The following is a 15,925-nucleotide window of genomic DNA, read 5'->3' on the forward strand; positions in this document are numbered from 1 at the left end:
GGCCCTTCGTGACGGTGGGCGATACTGGGATCGAACCAGTGACCCCTTCGGTGTGAACGAAGTGCTCTCCCGCTGAGCTAATCGCCCGGGACGACCTGAACAATACAGGGCGCGGGCGGCTGCGTTCAAACGGCTTCCCGGCCCGGTGCCCCCTCCGCGCGCAGCCGGGCGGACAGGCCCCGCCGCCCCTGCCGCATCATCAGGGCGTGGTTCGCACGGAACAGCGGCCGGCACGGGACGGCCAGCCGCCGCATCAGCGGCTTGTTGACGATCACGTCCTCCTCGAAGACCAGCCGGGTGCCGCCGCCCGCCCCGTCCGCGCCGACCGTCCAGCGCACCCACCCCTCCAGGTCCCCGTACATCGCCACCTCCAGCACCCCCGCGCGCGGGTCGCGGCGGGTCTGGTGCGCGGTGACGAACAGGTCGTACGGCAGGACCGAGCGGAAGCGCAGGGTGCCGGCGGTCTCGCCGGTCTGCCGCACCTCGCGGACCTGGGGCCACCAGACCGGGTACTCGTGCGGGCGCTCCAGGAGGCCGTACACGGCCTCGGGCGGGGCGGCGATCCGCCACAGGCTGCGGAAGCGGTAACGGCTCCAGTCCATGGAGCCAGTGTGCGTACTCAGCGCGGATCTGAGTACCGGCGCGCATGCCCGCGCACGTGGGCCGCGCCACACTCCGAGCCATGGAGACGATGCCCCCGCCGCACGACCGCTGTCCCGCGTGCGGCACCTACCTGCCCGCGACGGCGCCGCCCGCGTGCCCGCGCTGCGCGCTGCCCCTGGTCGGGCCGGTCGCCGAGGAACTGCGCGAGACCGACCGCGCCCTCCTGCGGCTGGACGCCGAACGCGGCCGCCTCATCGCGCGCCGCGGGCAGTTGCTGGCGCAGCTGCGGCCGCCGTACCCGCCGGCGCCGTGGGGCACGCCGTGGGGTGCCCCGCCGCGCCGCGAGACGTCGCCCCGCGCGGTGCAGAACCTGCTGCTCGCCCTGGGCGGTGTGCTGCTGGCGGTCGCCGCGATCGCGTTCACCGTCATCAGCTGGGGCCACCTCGGCATCGGCGGACGTGCCGCCGTCCTGGGCGCGCTGACCCTCGCGGCGACGGGAGTGCCCGTACTGCTGCTGCGCCGCACGCTGACCGCCACGGCCGAGGTCGTCGCCTGCCTCGGCCTCGTGCTGCTGCTGCTCGACGTGTACGCGCTGCACCGCGTGGCGTTCCCCGGCGCCGACGGGCTGCGCTTCGCGGCGGTGTCCCTGACCGTCGTCGCCGCGCTCTGGGCCGGGTACGGGAAGGCGCTCGGGCGGCTCGTGCTGCCGGTGCCCTTCGCCGTGGTGATCGGTCAACTCCCCCTGGCGCTGTGGGCGTCGGCCGCGGAGTCGGCGTACGGGCTCGCGGCCGCCCTGCTCGTCACGGCCGCGCTGGACGCGGCGGTCGCCCTCCTCACCGGCGGGCGCGGGACGCGGATCACCGCCGCCGTCGCCGGGACGGCCGTCGGTCTGGGCGCGCTGCTCACCGCGGGCGGGCTCTCCGTCTCTGCCGACGACGGCGGAGCGGCACTGCGCGCGGGCGTACTGCTGCTGGGCGCCGCCGCGGTGGCGCTCACCGTCGCACTGCGGCCCTCGGTGCCCGCCACCGTGTCGGGGATCCTGTCCGGGGTCGCGGCGCTCGCAGTCGTGGGCGCGGCCGGCGGGATCCTCCGGTCGGACGTGCCCGGCGACTGGATCGTGCCGGGGTACCTGGCGTGCGCGGCGGTCGTGCTCGGCGCGGCGGCCCTCGCCGTCCCGGCCCGCCTCCGCACGGTGGCCGCCGGTCTCGCGGCCGGCGCCGCCGTCGTGCACGCCCTCGCCCTGCTGTGGGCGCTGCCCTCGCTGATCGTGGGCGTGGTCGCGCCCGACGCGTGGGAGGGCCGGTACGGCGCGGTCGCCGTGGCCGGCCTGCTCGCGGCGGAACTGGCCACGGCGGCGCGGCTGCACCGCGCCACCCCGTACGGCCCGCTCGCCGCCTCCGGCGCCCTGGTGGCGGCCGCGGTCGCCGTGTGCGTTCCCGGTCCGCTGCCCGTACGGCTCGTCGTCGTGGCCGCCCTGCTCGCGCTGTCGGCCCGGGCGCTCACCTGGACCGCCCTGGTGAGCGCCTGCGGGCTCGCCGTGACGGCCGTCGCGTGGGCCCACCCGGAGCCCACGACGACGCTCACCGTGCTCGCCGTGCTGCTGGCCTGCTTCGGCGCGCTGTACGTCGTGGCCCCGCGCACCCGCGTGGTGAGCGCCGCCGCGGTGGTCGCCTGCGCGGCGGGCCTCGCCTGGACCGGACTGCCCGCCCACGCGGCCGCGTTCACCCTCCTCGCGATCGCCGCGACCGCCCAGGCCGCCGCTTTCCGCGCCGCCGGACACCCCTTCGAGCACCCCGGCCACGCCGCGGCCCTCCTCACGATCGGCCTCGTCGCCGACGACCCCGCACTCCTCGCCCTGGCCCTCGCCCTCGCAGGTGTCCTCGCCGCGGCCGTCGCGGCGCTGCGGGCCGACCGGCGGTGGCTCGGCTACGTCGCGACCTGCCTGATGATCGTGGCGAGTTGGGTACGCCTCGCGGCGTCCGACGTCCACGTCCCGGAGGCGTACACCCTCCCCGTCACGGTCGCCGCCCTGGCCGTCGGAGCCCTGCGGCGGCGCCGCGACCCCACGTCCTCGTCCTGGGCCGCCTACGCCCCCGGGCTCTGCGCGACCCTCCTGCCCAGCCTCGCCGCCGTCTGGGGCGACCCCGGCTGGGTCCGCCCCCTGACCCTGGGCGCGGCCTCGCTCGCCGTGATGCTCCTCGGTGCCCGCCACCGTTTGGCGGCGCCGCTCCTGCTGGGGGCGGGCGTGCTCGCGCTCGACGCGCTGCACGAACTGGCCCCCTACATCGCCCAGGCCCTCGGCGCGGTCCCCCGCTGGGTGCCGCTCGCCCTGGCGGGCGTCCTCCTGCTCGGGGTCGGGGCGACGTACGAGCGCCGTCTGCGCGACGTCCGGCGCGTGCGGGACGCACTGGGGCGCCTCCGCTAAGAATGTGCCGGTGGGTTGTGGTTGCGGGCCCGGTGGTTGTGCGCGGCTCGTTTGCGCCTGCGGCGGGCGGTTTCCCCGCCGCCCGCCCGATTGCCCGGCGCGGTTGGTGCGGGCCTCGCGCGGTACGTAGTGGGCCGGGGTCGGGGCCTCCGGGGCTGGGCATTCTGGACCGCATATTTATGTGCATGACGGGCGGTCCAGGTCGTGCCGTCCGTGCCGCACAACACATACACGTCAGCGTCCAGAACGCCCACCCTCCCCCCCAGCCTTCGGCCGGGGGTGCCCCCACCTCCCCCGCCCTATCGCGGGCGGCCAACGGCCGGTGGGGGTTCAGAAACCGGTCCGGGGTCGCCGCAAGTGCCTCACTCATCCCCCACCGGCCGTCATGCGCCCACACAGCGGGAGGGGGTGTGGCGGGGTGCGCCCATGGGGGTCCCCCCGGCCGAAGGCTGGGGGAGGGCGGGCGGCGGGAAACCGCCCGCCGCAGGCGCAAACAACCCGCACACAACAACGGGCCGCAAGGAGCACCCCCACCCGCCATCACAACGCACCGGCAGAGGAACCGCGTTCCACCGCCACCGCCGCCCCCGCCACGCACCCCAACGCCACCGCCCCCAGCGGCAAAAGCATCCACGCGGCCACCCCGACCACCACCACCCCGCCCACAAGAAGCAGCGTCCCCCCGGGGTCGCCCACGACGCGCCGCACCGCACGGCCGGCCGCACCCCGGCCGCTCTCCCCGGGCCGCCAGAGCGCAGCCGCGCGAATCCCCGTCACCACGAGGACGACCGCGGCCAGGACACCGGCACACGTGAACGCTCCCCCAGCGGGCATCCCGGAACGGGCCACCGCCAGGTCGAGCCCGAGCAGCGCGAGCCCGCCCCACCACAGCAGCGTGCAGCGCCACCCGGCGCGGGTCGCGGCCGCGGTCTCCGCCATGAAGTCGCGCCACGTGGACCGCTCTCCGTCCAGGTGCCGCCGCAGGTGCTTGCAGGCGGCGGCGAACGCGGCCAGCGCGGTGACCAGCGGCAGCGCGGCGGCCACCAGCCACACCCCGGTCAGCAGGCACTCGGCGAACAGCGCGAACCGGCCCACCGCAGTACGGGCACCGCCGAACGCCATCGGCCTCAGCCCTTCAGTCCGGAGGTGGCCGCTCCCTCGACCAGGTGGCGCTGGAAGGCCAGGAAGAAGAGGAGCACGGGCAGGAGGGCGACCAGCGACATGGCGACCATGCCGCCGTAGTCGGCCACGCTGTCCTGGTCGATGAACATCTTCAGCCCGAGCGAGACCGTGTACTTGTCGGGCTCGTTCAGGTACAGCAGGGGCCCGATGAAGTCGTTCCAGGACCAGATGAACGTGAAGATGGCGCTCGTGATGAGGGCGGGCCGGCACAAAGGGAGCACGATGCTCCAATAGACGCGCAGATGTCCGCAGCCGTCCAGGCGCGCCGCCTCGTCCAATTCCCGCGGGAGATTGCGCATGAATTGCGCCATGAGAAAGACGAAGAACGCGTCCGCGGCGAGGTATTTCCCGAGCAGCAACGGAACGTAAGTGTTGATCAGGCCGAGTTTCTGGAAGAGCACGTACTGCGGGATGATGAGCACCTGGAAGGGCAGCAGCAGCGTCGAGATCATGACCGCGAAGAGCAGCTTGCGCCCGGCGAAGCGGATCCTGGCGAAGGCGTAGGCCGCCAGCGAGCAGGAGATGAGCACGCCCACCACCGAACCGACGGCCAGGACGAGCGAGTTGGTGAAGAAGGTGGAGACGGGGATGTCGGCGATGCCGCGGGTCAGCCGCCGGTAGTTGTCGGCGATGGGGCGGCCGGGCAGCAGTTCCAGGCTGCCGACGATCTCGTCGCCGGGCTTGAGCGAGGCGCCGACCAGCCACACCACCGGGTAGAGGATCACCGCGAGCAGGGTGAGGGCGCCGGCGTGCCAGGCGAGGGTGCGTGCCGTGCGGCGGCGGGCCGTGGCGGCGGGGGTCATCGGGCGTCCGTCCCGTCCTCGTAGTGGACCCAGCTGCGCTGGGTGCGGAACAGCAGCGCGGTCAGCAGGCCGATGCCCAGCATCAGCATCCAGGCCATGGCGGACGCGTAGCCCATGCGGAGGTTGCGGAAGCCCTGTTCGTACAGGTACCAGGTGTAGACGAGCAGGGAGTCGGCCGGGCCGCCGACCCCGCCGCCGCTGCCGCCGAGGGCCACCGCCGAGGTGAAGACCTGGAAGGAGTGGATGAGTTCGAGCAGCAGGTTGAAGAAGAGCACCGGCGAGATCAGCGGCAGGGTGATGGAGCGGAACCGCCGCCAGGCCCCGGCCCCGTCGACCTCCGCCGCCTCGTACAGCTCCCGCGGCACCTGTTTCAGCCCCGCCAGGAAGATCACCATCGGGGCGCCGAACTGCCAGACGGTCAGGGTGACGAGGGTGGGCAGCGACCAGTCGGGGTCGCCGACCCAGCCGCCGACGTCCCAGCCGGCGAGGTGCAGCGCACGGTCCACGACGGCGTCGTCCTGGAAGACCGAGCGCCACACGATGCCGATGCTGACGCTCGCCCCGATCAGCGACGGGGCGTAGAAGGCGGAGCGGTAGAAGCCCTGGCCGCGACGGGGCCTGACCAGCAGCAGTGCCACGGCGAGGGCGGCGGCGAGCTTGAGCGGGGTGCCGACCAGTACGTACTCCAGCGTCACCCGCACCGAGCGCCACCAGCGGTCGTCGGCGAACATGTCGCGGAAGTTCCTCAGCCCGGTCCACTTCGGGGAGTCGAAGAGGTTGTAGTCGGTGAAGGCCAGGTAGAGCGAGACGAGCATCGGGCCCAGTGTCAGCAGCAGGACGCCGACGCACCACGGGGTCAGGAACAGGTAGCCGGCCAGGGTCTCCCGGCGTCCCCGCCGCCGGCCTTCCGGGGGCCGGTCCTGCGGGGTGCGGCGCCGCTCGGCGACATCCGGCACGGCGGTCTGGGTGCGCGTCACGGGATGTCCCCTCAGGAGCCGAGCGCGGTCTTCGCCTCGCCGAAGAACTGTGTGACGGCGTCGTCGACCGAGGTCTTGCCCAGGGCGACGTCGCCGTAGATCCGCAGGAAGGCCGCCTCCGCGACGTCTGCGCCCGCCGGGTGCGGGGTGATCGGCTCGATGACCCCGGTCACGGACTTCTCGTACGCGGCGATCTGCGCGTCGACGCCGGTCGGCCGGTACGCGTCGAACTGGGCGTGCGTGGGCAGGACGCCGCGGTTGTAGCCCATGATCTTCCCGACCTCGGGGTCGTGGACCATGAAGTCGATGAACTCCGCGACCTCCTCGGGGTGCTGGGTGCGGGCCGATCCGCTGAGCATCAGCGAGGAGATGTACTGGCCGGTCCTGGTGCCGTCGGTGGTCGGGACCGGGGCCAGGGCGAGCTTGGTGCCGGTCTCGGCGGCGTAGCGGACGATGAAGTTGTCCCAGGTGAACTCGGCGGCGGAAAGGTCGCCGCTGACCGAGGACTTGGGCTTGATCTGCTCGCTCTTCTTGGCCGGGACCAGGTCGCCCGCCTCGTTGTCGGCGTAGTGGTCGCCCCACCACTGCCTGAGGTCGGCCTCGGTGAACCCGAGCTCGTTGTCGGCGGTGAAGAACGCCGTGCCGTTCTGGCGCAGGTAGAGGTCGTACAGGTACATGACCCCGCCGTTGTCGCTGGCGCCGTAGAGGTCGCCCTCGGCTGCGCTGATCTTGTGGACGGCGGCGTCGAACTCGTCCCACGTCCAGCCGGCGGCGGGGGTGACGCCGACGCGCTCGAAGGCCCCGGGGTTGTAGACCAGGGCGAAGGTGTTGCCGCCGACGGGGACGCCGAGCAGCTTGCCGTCGACCTCGCCGGCCTTCTCCAGGCCGGCCCGGAAGTCGTCCATGCTGAGGTTGCCGGCCTTGACCTGGGTGTTCAGGTCGAGCAGCAGGTCCTTCTCGCCGTACTTGCGCAGGAAGGCGACGGAGTTCTGGAAGACGTCGGGGGCGTTGCCGCCGGCGGCCTGGGTGTTGAACTTGCTCCAGAAGTCGGCGTACTCGGCGAAGTCGGTCTTGACCTTGATGTGCGGGTGGTCCTTCTCGAAGAGCGCGATCGTCTTCCGGATCAGCTCGGCGCGGTCCTGGGCGCCCCACCACGAGTAGCGGATGGTCACGGTCCCGCCGTCCGGGTCGCCGCCGCCCCCGCAGCCGGCCGCCAGCAGCGCCAGCGCGGCGACCGCGGCCCCGGCGGCCCTGAGGCCCCACGGCCCGCGCACACTCCGTCGAACGCCCACGACATGCCCCCTTCGGGCAGACGCCGCCCCGCGTCCAGCGGAGGGCCTGAAACGATTAAGGCAAGCGCTTGCCGAGAAACCGTAGGGAGACCCTGCCGAGGCGTCAATGGTTAGGGCGGAGAATGACGGAAAGCGCTTCCCGTGCTCACTGGCACGGCACCACCGCCGGATACGACGACGAGGGCCCGGAAGCCGCTCTCGGCTTCCGGGCCCTCGGTCCGGGTGGGCGATACTGGGATCGAACCAGTGACCCCTTCGGTGTGAACGAAGTGCTCTCCCGCTGAGCTAATCGCCCCGGTGCGGGAACAACATTACCGCATGTCAGCGGGTGCCCCGACCATCGCGGACGGTGCGCCCTCAGTGCAGGTCGGCCTTCCACGGCATCACGAAGCCGAAACGCCAGAGGTAGTACCCCAGGAGGACGCCGATGATCACCAGCCCGATGGCGGTCAGCGTCAGGTTCCGCCGCCGCACCTTCGGGTCGAGCGCCTTCTGTGCCGCCTCGGTCACCTTCCGCTTCGTCCAGCGCAGCACCAGCTGGGCCCAGACGAACTCGGTCGCCCAGACGGCCATGCCGGCGAAGATCACCACCCAGCCGGGTCCCGGCAGCGGGAGCAGGACCACGCCCGTCCCGACGATCGCCAGACCCACCAGGAAGACCCCGACCTGCCAGCTCACGTGCAGCGCGCGGGAGCGCCGGATGAAACGTGGCGCCCTCGACCCCAGCGGGCGCTCGGAGCCCTCGGGCTCCACGTCCCCGCCGTCCCCGTTGTCGACGGTCGCGGGATCCATGGCCACGGCCACCTCCCGCTCGTCACTCTCCGCAGTCATGCTCCCAAACTTACCCGAAGCCACTTCGTCACCGGAATGGCTCGCCGGGGAGGAAAAGAACTCGGCCGGACGAGGTACCGGAACCCTCACAAACCCGTCAGAGGGGTTTACAACGTCCCCGCAGGTGGCATGTCGATTTCGCCGACGTGCGAATCCCCGAGCGCACACTGAGCGAAAGGCCCTGGCGCTTATGAACACCACGGTCAGCTGCGAGCTGCACCTGCGCCTCGTTGTGTCGAGCGAATCGTCACTGCCCGTACCCGCGGGCTTGCGGTACGACACGGCCGATCCCTACGCCGTGCACGCCACCTTCCACACCGGTGCCGAGGAGACAGTCGAATGGGTCTTCGCCCGCGACCTGCTCGCCGAAGGTCTGCACCGGCCCACCGGCACCGGCGACGTCCGGGTCTGGCCGTCCCGCAGTCACGGCCAGGGCGTCGTGTGCATCGCCCTCAGCTCTCCGGAGGGGGAGGCGCTGCTCGAGGCCCCGGCGCGGGCCCTGGAGTCGTTCCTCAAGCGGACCGACGCCGCGGTGCCCCCCGGCACCGAACACCGTCATTTCGACCTGGACACCGAGCTCTCGCACATCCTCGCCGAGAGCTGAGTCCACCGACCGTCCGTCGCCGTACGCATCTCGGGGGTACGGCGCGGACCCGACCTGCCGGAGCCGTCGTCGGGGAGCAGCACGCTCCACGACGACGGCTCTCGCGCTAAAGTCACCGGAACGCCCGACCCACCAGGCCAGGGAGAGAGCGATTCCGTGCTGATCAACCATGACACCAGGTGCGCACTCGACTGCGTGGTGGATCTCATCAACACCACACCGGAGAGTGACGGCCGCGAGGGTCTGGCCGACCTCGCGGCGCTGCGCGCCTTCGTGGAGCGCAACGAGATCAGCGACGTGGGATCGCTCGACGAGGACGACCTCGTCGCGGTGCGCGCCGTACGGCAGCTCTTCGCCCAGGTCTTCTCCGCGCCCGCCACGCCCGAGGCCGCGGCGCTGGTCAACTCGCTCGTCGCCGAGGCCGGCACCACGCCCCGGCTGACCGACCACGACGGCTACGACTGGCACGTCCACTACTTCGCCCCGGGCGCCTCCCTCGCCGACCACCTGGCCGCCGACTGCGGGATGGCCCTGGCCTTCCTCCTCGTCGCCGGGGAGCGGGAACGGCTGCGCCGCTGCGACGCCCCGGACTGCCGGCGCGCCTTCGTCGACCTGTCACGCAACCGCTCACGCCGCTACTGCGACAGCCGCACCTGCGGCAACCGGCTCCACGTCGCCGCCTACCGGGCGCGCCGCCGCGAGGCCGTCGCCGTGCCGGCTCAGAACGGCCAGAGGTCATAGAGCCCGCCGAAGGCGAGCAGACTGCCGATCACGGTCAGGAAGAGCATGAGCGGCGGCTGGGAAAGCGCGAACAGGCAGCCGCGGGGCTCGTCGTCGTCTGCTTGGGCTTCCATGGCCTTACGGTGTGCTCGGAGGGACGCGAACTCGCACAACCGTACGCCCCCGGACACACCAAATCCCGCTCAGGGGGCGGTAGTTGAGGTCCGCCAGGGCGATGATGACGTAACCCCGCCACCCCCTGCCACCAACACGCCGCTCAGATCCCCCTGCGCTTGAGGATCTCCTCGATCTCACCGAATTCGGCCAGGTCGGGATCGGTCTTCGCCGCCTTCGGGACCGGTTTCTTCCCCTGCTCCAGAGCCGGCGCCCCCGCGCCCGACGCGACCTCCCGGCGCGGGCTCGCCTCCGCGACGCCCTTGCGGCGCCCCGATACCCGTGCGACGAAGTACAGCACCACCGACAGGGCGAGCACGCCGAAGCCCGCCCACACCGAGGGCTTGAACACCAGGTCCGCCGCCCAGTCGGCGACGGCCCGGACGACGGTCCCGGCCAGCGACACCAGTCCCGTCATGTACAGGCCGACGGGCAGCAGCGCCACCGCCGCGATCATCGTCGCCCTGCGGAACCTGCGCCGGTAGGCGGTGAGCAGGGCGATCGCCAGGCCCGCCGCGGACAGCGCGACACACACGGTCGAGGTCAGCATGCGGAGCTCCTCCGAAATGGTCTGCTCGCTCCATCGTGCACCCGTCCCCCGCCTGCGGGCCACGGCCCGGCGGCAACCTCAGGGTGATCTCCGGGACGGCTCCTCCCCCGGTGGGAGACTGGCCCCATGAACGAAGCGACTCCCCGCACCGTCGTCCTCGAGTACTGGTGCGAACTCCAGTGCCCCGACTGCGCCACCGCCCTCACCGACCTGCACGCCCTGCGCGAGCGGTACGGCGACGCCCTGGAGATCCAGCTGCGGCACTTCCCCCTGGAGAAGCACAAGCACGCCTACGCCGCCGCCCAGGCCGCGGAGGAGGCCTTCGCCCAGGGCCGCGGCTGGGAGTACGCGGAGGCGGTCCTCGCCCGCACGGACGAGCTGGGCGAGCGCGGCGAGGCACTGCTGGTCGAGATCGCGGCGGACCTGGGCCTCGACGCGGAAGAGGTCGACACGGCGCTCGTCGACGGGCGGCACCTCCTCATCGTCGACGCCGACCAGGCCGAAGGCAAGGCCATCGGCGTCACCGGCACCCCCACCTACGTCATCTCCGGCGAACGCCTCGACGGCGGCACGTCCCAGGACGGCCTCCGCACCCGCATCGAGTCCCTCGCGGACGCCGCCCTGGGCCGGTAACCGGCATCCTGGCGTGTGCACGCCGGTGGTGGGGGTGTGCCAACCCTCCGCCAGCCTTCGGCCGGGAGGCCCCTCATGCCTTGCGGAACGACTTCCCACAACCCCCACCTCGTCCGGCCGAAGCTCCTATAGACGTCAAGGGGTCTGGAGGAGGGCTGGGGGTGCTGTGGGTCGTTGGAGGTGTTTGTAGATTTCGCGGGCGATGAAGCGTTTGAGGCAGCGCAGGATGTCCTTTTTGGACATGCCTTCTTTGGTGCGGCGGATGACGTGGGCCTGGGTGCGGGGGTCATGGCGCATGCGGACCAGGGCGATCACGTGGAGTGCGTTGTTGGCCTGACGGTCGCCGCCGCGATTGAGGCGATGGCGGTTGGTGCGGCCGGAACGCACGCCGCCGATCACCGATAGCTGTTCTGCCATCCTGGGAACTGCCGTCCTTCCGTGCCATGCGTGAGGGGGACGGCACGGGCCGGTCAGGCGGCGGGACAAGACTGTGATGGGACCTTTGGCCGGGCTCCTATGAAGTCACCGAAGCCCGACCGGCCCGTGCAGGACGACACCGCCTACGCAGCCGACGATTCGACCGCAGGACAGCCGCAGCGTCAGTCAGTCGCCGGGTCAGACCACCCAGGCGATGCCACCCACATCCTCACAGTCAGTCGCGCACACGACCGGAGGGGGTGTGGCGGGGTGCGCCCATGGGGGTCCCCCCGGTCGAAGGTTGGGGGGAGGGAGGGCGGGGGACGCCCGCCGCAGGCGCAGACAACCCGCACACAACCGGCCGCAACCTCCACACCCCCGGGCACTCAGAGAAGCGGCTTCGCCAAATGCACCTCCGTCACCCCGTACCCCAGCGCCCCGTAGAGCCCCTCCGCCGCCTCGTTCCCGGCGAAGACGTTGAGCCCGATCCACCGCAGCCCCGCCGCCAGGCACTCCCGCTCCGCGGCAAGCATGAGCGTGCGCCCGTGACCCCGGCCCCGGTGCCCCTCGGCGACGTGGACGTCGAAGACGAACCCCGTGGCCTCGTCCCTGTGCCCCACCCACAGCTCCCCCACCACCTGCCCGGCCTCCCCGGCTCCGCCGACCTCCAGCACCCTCAGCACGGCGCCGGGCGTCCCGAGCCCCTCGGGGAGGGCGGCCAGGTCGTCCGCCTCGGCCTTGGCGCGGGCCTGCTCCTCGGGCACGCCGCGCCGCGTCCAGGACCGGACGTACTCGTCCCGCCTGCGGGCCGCCCACGCCGGGTACTCCGCCTCCGTCATGGGCCGCACGACGCTGCCGTCGGGCAGCGCGGGCGGCGCGTCGGGCAGCGCCTTGAGCATGTTCCGGTTGCGGACGACGTACCCCAGCACGCCCGCGAGCCGGAGCGCGGCCGCGTCCTCCGTCCGCACCGAGACCTCGATGCGGCGGCAGCCCCATCCCCGCAGGACCTCCTCCGCGGCGAGGGCCGCGACCGTGCCGCGGCCGCGGTGCTGCTGGTCGGGGTCGATCCGCAGTGCGGCGATGCGTCCGACCTCGGGCCCGAACCGGGCGTCGGTGCACAGGGTGGTCTCCCCCACCGGGCGCCCGTTGACACAGACGTGGAAGCGGCGGGCGCGTACTCCGCCGCGCCAGCGCTGTTCGGGCTCGGCCGGGCGCAGGGTGGTGGTCATGGTGTGGAGTTCTACCGGGTCGCCGCGGTTACGTCACGGGTTCAACCACCCGGGACCGCCCCGGCTCAGGGGTTCGGGTGCTCCACGGACCGCTCCGCGAAGACCCGCATCGCCTTGGCCGTGACCGGGCCGGGGCGGGCCCCGGTGGCCAGCTCGCGGTCGTCGACCCGGTGGACGCCCTGGACGTCGCGGAGCGAGGAGGTCACGAAGATCTCCTCCGCCTCGGCGAGGGCCTCGAAGGGCAGGTCGGCCTCTTCGGCGCCGGCCCACTCGATGACGAGCTCGCGGGTGATCCCGGCGAGGCACCCGGAGGCGAGCGGCGGGGTGAGCAGCTTGCCCCCGAGGACGACGAAGACGTTGGAGCCGGTGCCCTCGCAGAGGCGTCCCTGCGTGTTGGCGAAGAGCGCCTCGGAGGCGCCGTGCTGGTGGGCGCGGGCCAGGGCCACGACGTTCTCCCCGTAGGAGGTCGTCTTGAGCCCCGCGAGGGCACCCTTCTCGTTGCGGGTCCAGGGGACGGTGACGACGGCCGTCGTGTCGGGGCGGACGGTCGCGGTGCCGAGGGCGACGACCAGGGTGGGGCCCGTGGTTCCGCGCTCGGAGCCGAGCGGCGAGGTGCCGCCGGTGTAGGTGACGCGGAGCCGGCCGTGGGGCGCCGGGTTGGCGGCGAGGACGGCCTCGCAGGCGTGGCGCACCTCGTCCAGGTCGGGCTCGGGCAGGCCGAGGCCGCGCGCGGAGCGGGCCAGCCGGCGCAGGTGGCGGTCCATCGCGAAGGCGGTGCCGCCGGTGGCCTTGAGCGTCTCGAAGACGCCGTCCCCGACGGTCAGGCCGTGGTCCATGACGGACACGGACGCCTCGTCGGTCTCGCGCAGCGCGCCGTTGACCCAGATCGCGCCGGCGGTGGTCGTGCTCACGGTGTCACTCTGCCCCATGGTTCCGTTCGCCTTCGTTCGAGTCGTACGTACCCGACGCTACTGCCAGCAGCCGGGAGGCCTTCAGTTCCGTCTCGTCCCACTCCCGCTCGGGATCGGAGCCCCAGGTGATCCCGGCACCGGTGCCGAAGCGCAGCACGGGGCCGCCGGGGGCGGCGCGGTCGATCCAGAAGGTGCGGATGCCCACGGCGAGCTCGCCGGTGCCGCGGTCGGCGTCGACCCATCCGATGCCGCCGCAGTAGGGGCCGCGGGGGGCGGTCTCCAGTTCGGCGATGATGCGCAGGGCGCTGGACTTGGGGGCGCCGGTGACGGAGCCCGGCGGGAACGCGGCGTCCAGCAGCGCGGCCCAGCCGGCACCCTCGCGCAGTTCGCCGTGCACGGTGGAGACGAGGTGGACCAGGCCGGGGTGCTTCTCCACGACGCAGAGGTCGGGGACGGTGACCGTGCCGGTGGCGCAGACCTGCCCGAGGTCGTTGCGGACCAGGTCGACGATCATGACGTTCTCGGCGTGGTCCTTGGGCAGCAGGTCGGCCTCGGTGCGGCCGGTGCCCTTGATGGGTCCGGACTCGACCACCTCGCCGCGGCGGCGCAGGAAGAGTTCGGGGGAGGCGCTGGCCACCTCTATGCCGTGCGCGGGCAGCCGGACCGTTCCCGCGTGCGGGGCGGGGTTGCCGCGGGCGAGGACGGCCGCGAGGGCGTCGACGTCGGCGTCCGGCTCGGGCAGCGGCGCGGTGAGCACCCGGCAGAGGTTGGCCTGGTAGACCTCGCCGGCCGCGATGTACTCGCGGACGCGGCGCACTCCGGCGGTGTACCCGGCGCGGTCCAGTGAGGACGTCCAGTCGCCGCGGGCGGGGCCCTTCCAGAGCCGGCGGGGGGCGGCCGCGGCAGGTTCCGGCCGGACGTTCCCGAAGCGCGCGCAGACCATGTCGCCCTCGAAGCCGGCGACCACCGCCCAGAAGCCGGAGGAGTCCAGCGCGGCCGGGTCGGTGGTGACATCCCGCAGGTCGGAGGCGACGAGGCCGCCGAATCTGGCGAGGGGCTCGAGGTCGGGCACGGGGCTTCCCAGGTCGGTCCGGTGGGGCGAGTGCGAGTCTAAGTCGGCGCCGACGAACGAGATGCGCTGGTCACCGACCCGGCACGCTGCGGAAACGCGTTTTGGTGGCGGAGCCGTAATCCGCTAGAGTTCAACTCGTCGCCGGGACGCGCAAGCGCATCGGCGGAGGTCCCGCCCGGGTGCGAGCTCCGGGGGAGACACTGCGGACGTGGCTCAGTTGGTAGAGCATCACCTTGCCAAGGTGAGGGTCGCGAGTTCGAATCTCGTCGTCCGCTCGAAGTGGGGGTCACCGCCCCCGCGCTGGTGGAGTGGCCGAGAGGCGAGGCAACGGCCTGCAAAGCCGTCTACACGGGTTCAAATCCCGTCTCCACCTCTGAGGACGATTAGCTCAGCGGGAGAGCGCTTCCCTGACACGGAAGAGGTCACTGGTTCAATCCCAGTATCGTCCACTGGGCCCGGGAGGGCCTTCCCCGACGCTTCGGCACGGGGGAACCGAGCGCGATTAGCTCAGCGGGAGAGCGCTTCCCTGACACGGAAGAGGTCACTGGTTCAATCCCAGTATCGCGCACGCTGCACCACCCGCAGTACCGAGGACGATTAGCTCAGCGGGAGAGCGCTTCCCTGACACGGAAGAGGTCACTGGTTCAATCCCAGTATCGTCCACCAGCAGCCGAGGGCCGGAGCGTTCGCTCCGGCCCTCGGTCGTGTCATGACGAGAAGAGCATGTGCGCCCAGCTCTGCTGCTTGTGGTGGCCGTGGTGGCCCCCGTGGTGCCCGCCGTGCGGGGCACCCCAGGCCGGGGCGGCGTGCTGCTGCGGGTACGCCTGCGGGTAACCGGGCGGCGGCGGGGCGGGCTGGGCGTACTGCGACTCCATGCGGGTCAGCGCCTCGAGCTCCCCGTAGTCCAGGAAGATCCCCCGGCAGTTGCCGCACTGCTCGATCTGGACGCCGCTGCGGGTGAACGTCTGCATCGGGCCATGACACTTGGGACAGAGCATCGTCGGCTCATCTCCTCGTTCGCGCCGGCCGGGGGTCCTCCCCCGGCGTAGGACTGCACTTTACTTCCGCGATTCGGCGGCACGTATCGAGGACGGTACGTTCCGTCCCGTCGAGTGCGCGGCCCTCCTGCGCGGCCTTGGCGACGGCTGTCGCCGCGGTCTGGACCGCCAACGCCCGTGCCGCCACGTCGAGATGCGGCCACGGGTCGCCGTCCGCGGGAACGGCGGGGCCGCCGCCGGCGCGGTACGCGCCGAGGAAGCGGCCCCAGTCGGCGGGGTCGAGCAGCCCGGCGGCGAACCACATCGCCGGCCGGGCCAGGTCCCAGGCGGGCTCGCCGAGCCCGAGGTCGTCCACGTCGATGAGGCACCACGGCCCGTCGGGCGCCGGGTGGCGCACCAGTTGGCCCATGTGCAGGTCGCCGTGGCACAGCACCTGCCGCGGCTGCGGGGCCTCGCCGCGCGCCCAGGGCGGCAGGCCGCGCCAGGCGGCGAGCACCGCCGGGT

At 72.6% G+C, this 15,925-nt stretch carries 17 protein-coding genes, 7 tRNA genes and 1 pseudogene; 9 read left to right on the forward strand and 16 right to left on the reverse strand.

Annotation, left to right across the window (positions count from 1 at the left end):
- Nucleotides 1-15 precede the first annotated feature (15 nt).
- Nucleotides 16-87: transfer RNA gene (locus PV410_RS14155), tRNA-Val, on the reverse strand.
- Nucleotides 88-125: 38 nt separating this feature from the next.
- Nucleotides 126-602, reverse strand: coding sequence for an SRPBCC family protein (locus PV410_RS14160; protein WP_500324462.1), 477 nt, complete (start codon nt 600-602; stop codon nt 126-128).
- An 80-nt stretch (nt 603-682) separates the two neighbouring features.
- On the opposite strand from PV410_RS14160, the gene PV410_RS14165 reads away from it, so the two are divergent.
- Nucleotides 683-3,028, forward strand: a complete 2,346-nt coding sequence (locus PV410_RS14165; RefSeq protein WP_500324464.1) for an SCO7613 C-terminal domain-containing membrane protein — start codon at nt 683-685, stop codon at nt 3,026-3,028.
- Between the two features lie 540 nt (nt 3,029-3,568).
- Here the strand turns inward: PV410_RS14165 and PV410_RS14170 are convergent.
- The 6 genes from PV410_RS14170 to PV410_RS14195 all read right to left on the reverse strand — a co-directional run bounded on the left by PV410_RS14170 (nt 3,569) and on the right by PV410_RS14195 (nt 8,113).
- The gene (locus tag PV410_RS14170; RefSeq protein WP_500324466.1) at nt 3,569-4,150 is read right to left on the reverse strand and encodes a DUF624 domain-containing protein; all 582 of its coding nucleotides are present in this window, start codon (nt 4,148-4,150) and stop codon (nt 3,569-3,571) included.
- Between the two features lie 5 nt (nt 4,151-4,155).
- A complete protein-coding gene (locus tag PV410_RS14175) occupies nt 4,156-5,013 on the reverse strand; it encodes a carbohydrate ABC transporter permease (protein WP_500324468.1) in 858 nt (285 codons plus the stop codon).
- A complete protein-coding gene (locus PV410_RS14180; protein WP_500324504.1) occupies nt 5,010-5,969 on the reverse strand; it encodes a carbohydrate ABC transporter permease in 960 nt (319 codons plus the stop codon). Before PV410_RS14180 ends, PV410_RS14175 begins: the two co-directional genes overlap by 4 nt.
- A 32-nt stretch (nt 5,970-6,001) precedes the next feature.
- Nucleotides 6,002-7,282: an extracellular solute-binding protein gene (locus PV410_RS14185; protein ID WP_500324470.1), complete on the reverse strand. Its 1,281-nt coding sequence runs from the start codon at nt 7,280-7,282 to the stop codon at nt 6,002-6,004.
- Nucleotides 7,283-7,505: 223 nt separating this feature from the next.
- Nucleotides 7,506-7,577: transfer RNA gene (locus PV410_RS14190), tRNA-Val, on the reverse strand.
- Nucleotides 7,578-7,639: 62 nt separating this feature from the next.
- Nucleotides 7,640-8,113, reverse strand: coding sequence for a TIGR02611 family protein (locus PV410_RS14195; RefSeq protein ID WP_500324471.1), 474 nt, complete (start codon nt 8,111-8,113; stop codon nt 7,640-7,642).
- A 190-nt stretch (nt 8,114-8,303) separates the two neighbouring features.
- Between PV410_RS14195 and PV410_RS14200 the strand changes: the two genes are divergently transcribed.
- The gene (locus tag PV410_RS14200) at nt 8,304-8,717 is read left to right on the forward strand and encodes an SsgA family sporulation/cell division regulator (protein WP_003959770.1); all 414 of its coding nucleotides are present in this window, start codon (nt 8,304-8,306) and stop codon (nt 8,715-8,717) included.
- Nucleotides 8,718-8,873: 156 nt separating this feature from the next.
- Nucleotides 8,874-9,458: a CGNR zinc finger domain-containing protein gene (locus PV410_RS14205; RefSeq protein ID WP_499510824.1), complete on the forward strand. Its 585-nt coding sequence runs from the start codon at nt 8,874-8,876 to the stop codon at nt 9,456-9,458.
- On the opposite strand, the gene PV410_RS14210 is transcribed toward PV410_RS14205, so the two are convergent.
- Nucleotides 9,437-9,571 (reverse strand): hypothetical protein, encoded by a 135-nt coding sequence (locus PV410_RS14210; RefSeq protein WP_499510825.1) that lies wholly within the window; start codon nt 9,569-9,571, stop codon nt 9,437-9,439. The two genes, PV410_RS14205 and PV410_RS14210, sit on opposite strands and share 22 nt — an antisense overlap.
- 143 nt (nt 9,572-9,714) lie before the next feature.
- Complete coding sequence (locus PV410_RS14215) at nt 9,715-10,161, reverse strand: hypothetical protein (protein ID WP_500324473.1); 447 nt, start codon at nt 10,159-10,161, stop codon at nt 9,715-9,717.
- A gap of 126 nt (nt 10,162-10,287) precedes the next feature.
- On the opposite strand from PV410_RS14215, the gene PV410_RS14220 reads away from it, so the two are divergent.
- Nucleotides 10,288-10,794: a DsbA family protein gene (locus PV410_RS14220; RefSeq protein WP_500324475.1), complete on the forward strand. Its 507-nt coding sequence runs from the start codon at nt 10,288-10,290 to the stop codon at nt 10,792-10,794.
- A 135-nt stretch (nt 10,795-10,929) separates the two neighbouring features.
- On the opposite strand, the pseudogene PV410_RS14225 reads toward PV410_RS14220, so the two are convergent.
- From PV410_RS14225 to PV410_RS14240, 4 genes and pseudogenes are all read right to left on the reverse strand, one after another.
- A pseudogene (locus tag PV410_RS14225) lies at nt 10,930-11,175 on the reverse strand (transposase); the annotation flags it as partial.
- A gap of 422 nt (nt 11,176-11,597) precedes the next feature.
- Nucleotides 11,598-12,440: a GNAT family N-acetyltransferase gene (locus PV410_RS14230; protein WP_500324477.1), complete on the reverse strand. Its 843-nt coding sequence runs from the start codon at nt 12,438-12,440 to the stop codon at nt 11,598-11,600.
- Between the two features lie 65 nt (nt 12,441-12,505).
- Nucleotides 12,506-13,369, reverse strand: coding sequence for an aminotransferase class IV (locus PV410_RS14235; RefSeq protein WP_500324478.1), 864 nt, complete (start codon nt 13,367-13,369; stop codon nt 12,506-12,508).
- On the reverse strand, nt 13,356-14,423 hold the full coding sequence (locus PV410_RS14240; protein WP_500324479.1) for a chorismate-binding protein: 1,068 nt from the start codon (nt 14,421-14,423) through the stop codon (nt 13,356-13,358). The genes PV410_RS14235 and PV410_RS14240 overlap by 14 nt, the downstream gene beginning before the upstream one ends.
- A 202-nt stretch (nt 14,424-14,625) precedes the next feature.
- On the opposite strand from PV410_RS14240, the gene PV410_RS14245 reads away from it, so the two are divergent.
- The 5 genes from PV410_RS14245 (at nt 14,626) to PV410_RS14265 (ending at nt 15,089) form a co-directional block, all read left to right on the forward strand.
- Nucleotides 14,626-14,698: transfer RNA gene (locus tag PV410_RS14245), tRNA-Gly, on the forward strand.
- Between the two features lie 27 nt (nt 14,699-14,725).
- A tRNA-Cys gene (locus PV410_RS14250) sits at nt 14,726-14,796 on the forward strand.
- A 4-nt stretch (nt 14,797-14,800) separates the two neighbouring features.
- A tRNA-Val gene (locus tag PV410_RS14255) sits at nt 14,801-14,872 on the forward strand.
- Between the two features lie 47 nt (nt 14,873-14,919).
- Nucleotides 14,920-14,991: transfer RNA gene (locus PV410_RS14260), tRNA-Val, on the forward strand.
- Nucleotides 14,992-15,014: 23 nt separating this feature from the next.
- Nucleotides 15,015-15,089, forward strand: a tRNA-Val gene (locus PV410_RS14265).
- Nucleotides 15,090-15,130: 41 nt separating this feature from the next.
- Here PV410_RS14265 and PV410_RS14270 read toward each other — a convergent pair.
- A complete protein-coding gene (locus tag PV410_RS14270) occupies nt 15,131-15,421 on the reverse strand; it encodes a TFIIB-type zinc ribbon-containing protein (protein ID WP_499510831.1) in 291 nt (96 codons plus the stop codon).
- A gap of 7 nt (nt 15,422-15,428) precedes the next feature.
- Nucleotides 15,429-15,925: phosphotransferase family protein (locus PV410_RS14275; protein ID WP_500324481.1), on the reverse strand; the 497-nt coding region annotated here is incomplete at its 5' end.

The organism is Streptomyces sp. PA03-5A (assembly GCF_033792725.1).
Taxonomy (GTDB): Bacteria; Actinomycetota; Actinomycetes; order Streptomycetales; family Streptomycetaceae; genus Actinacidiphila.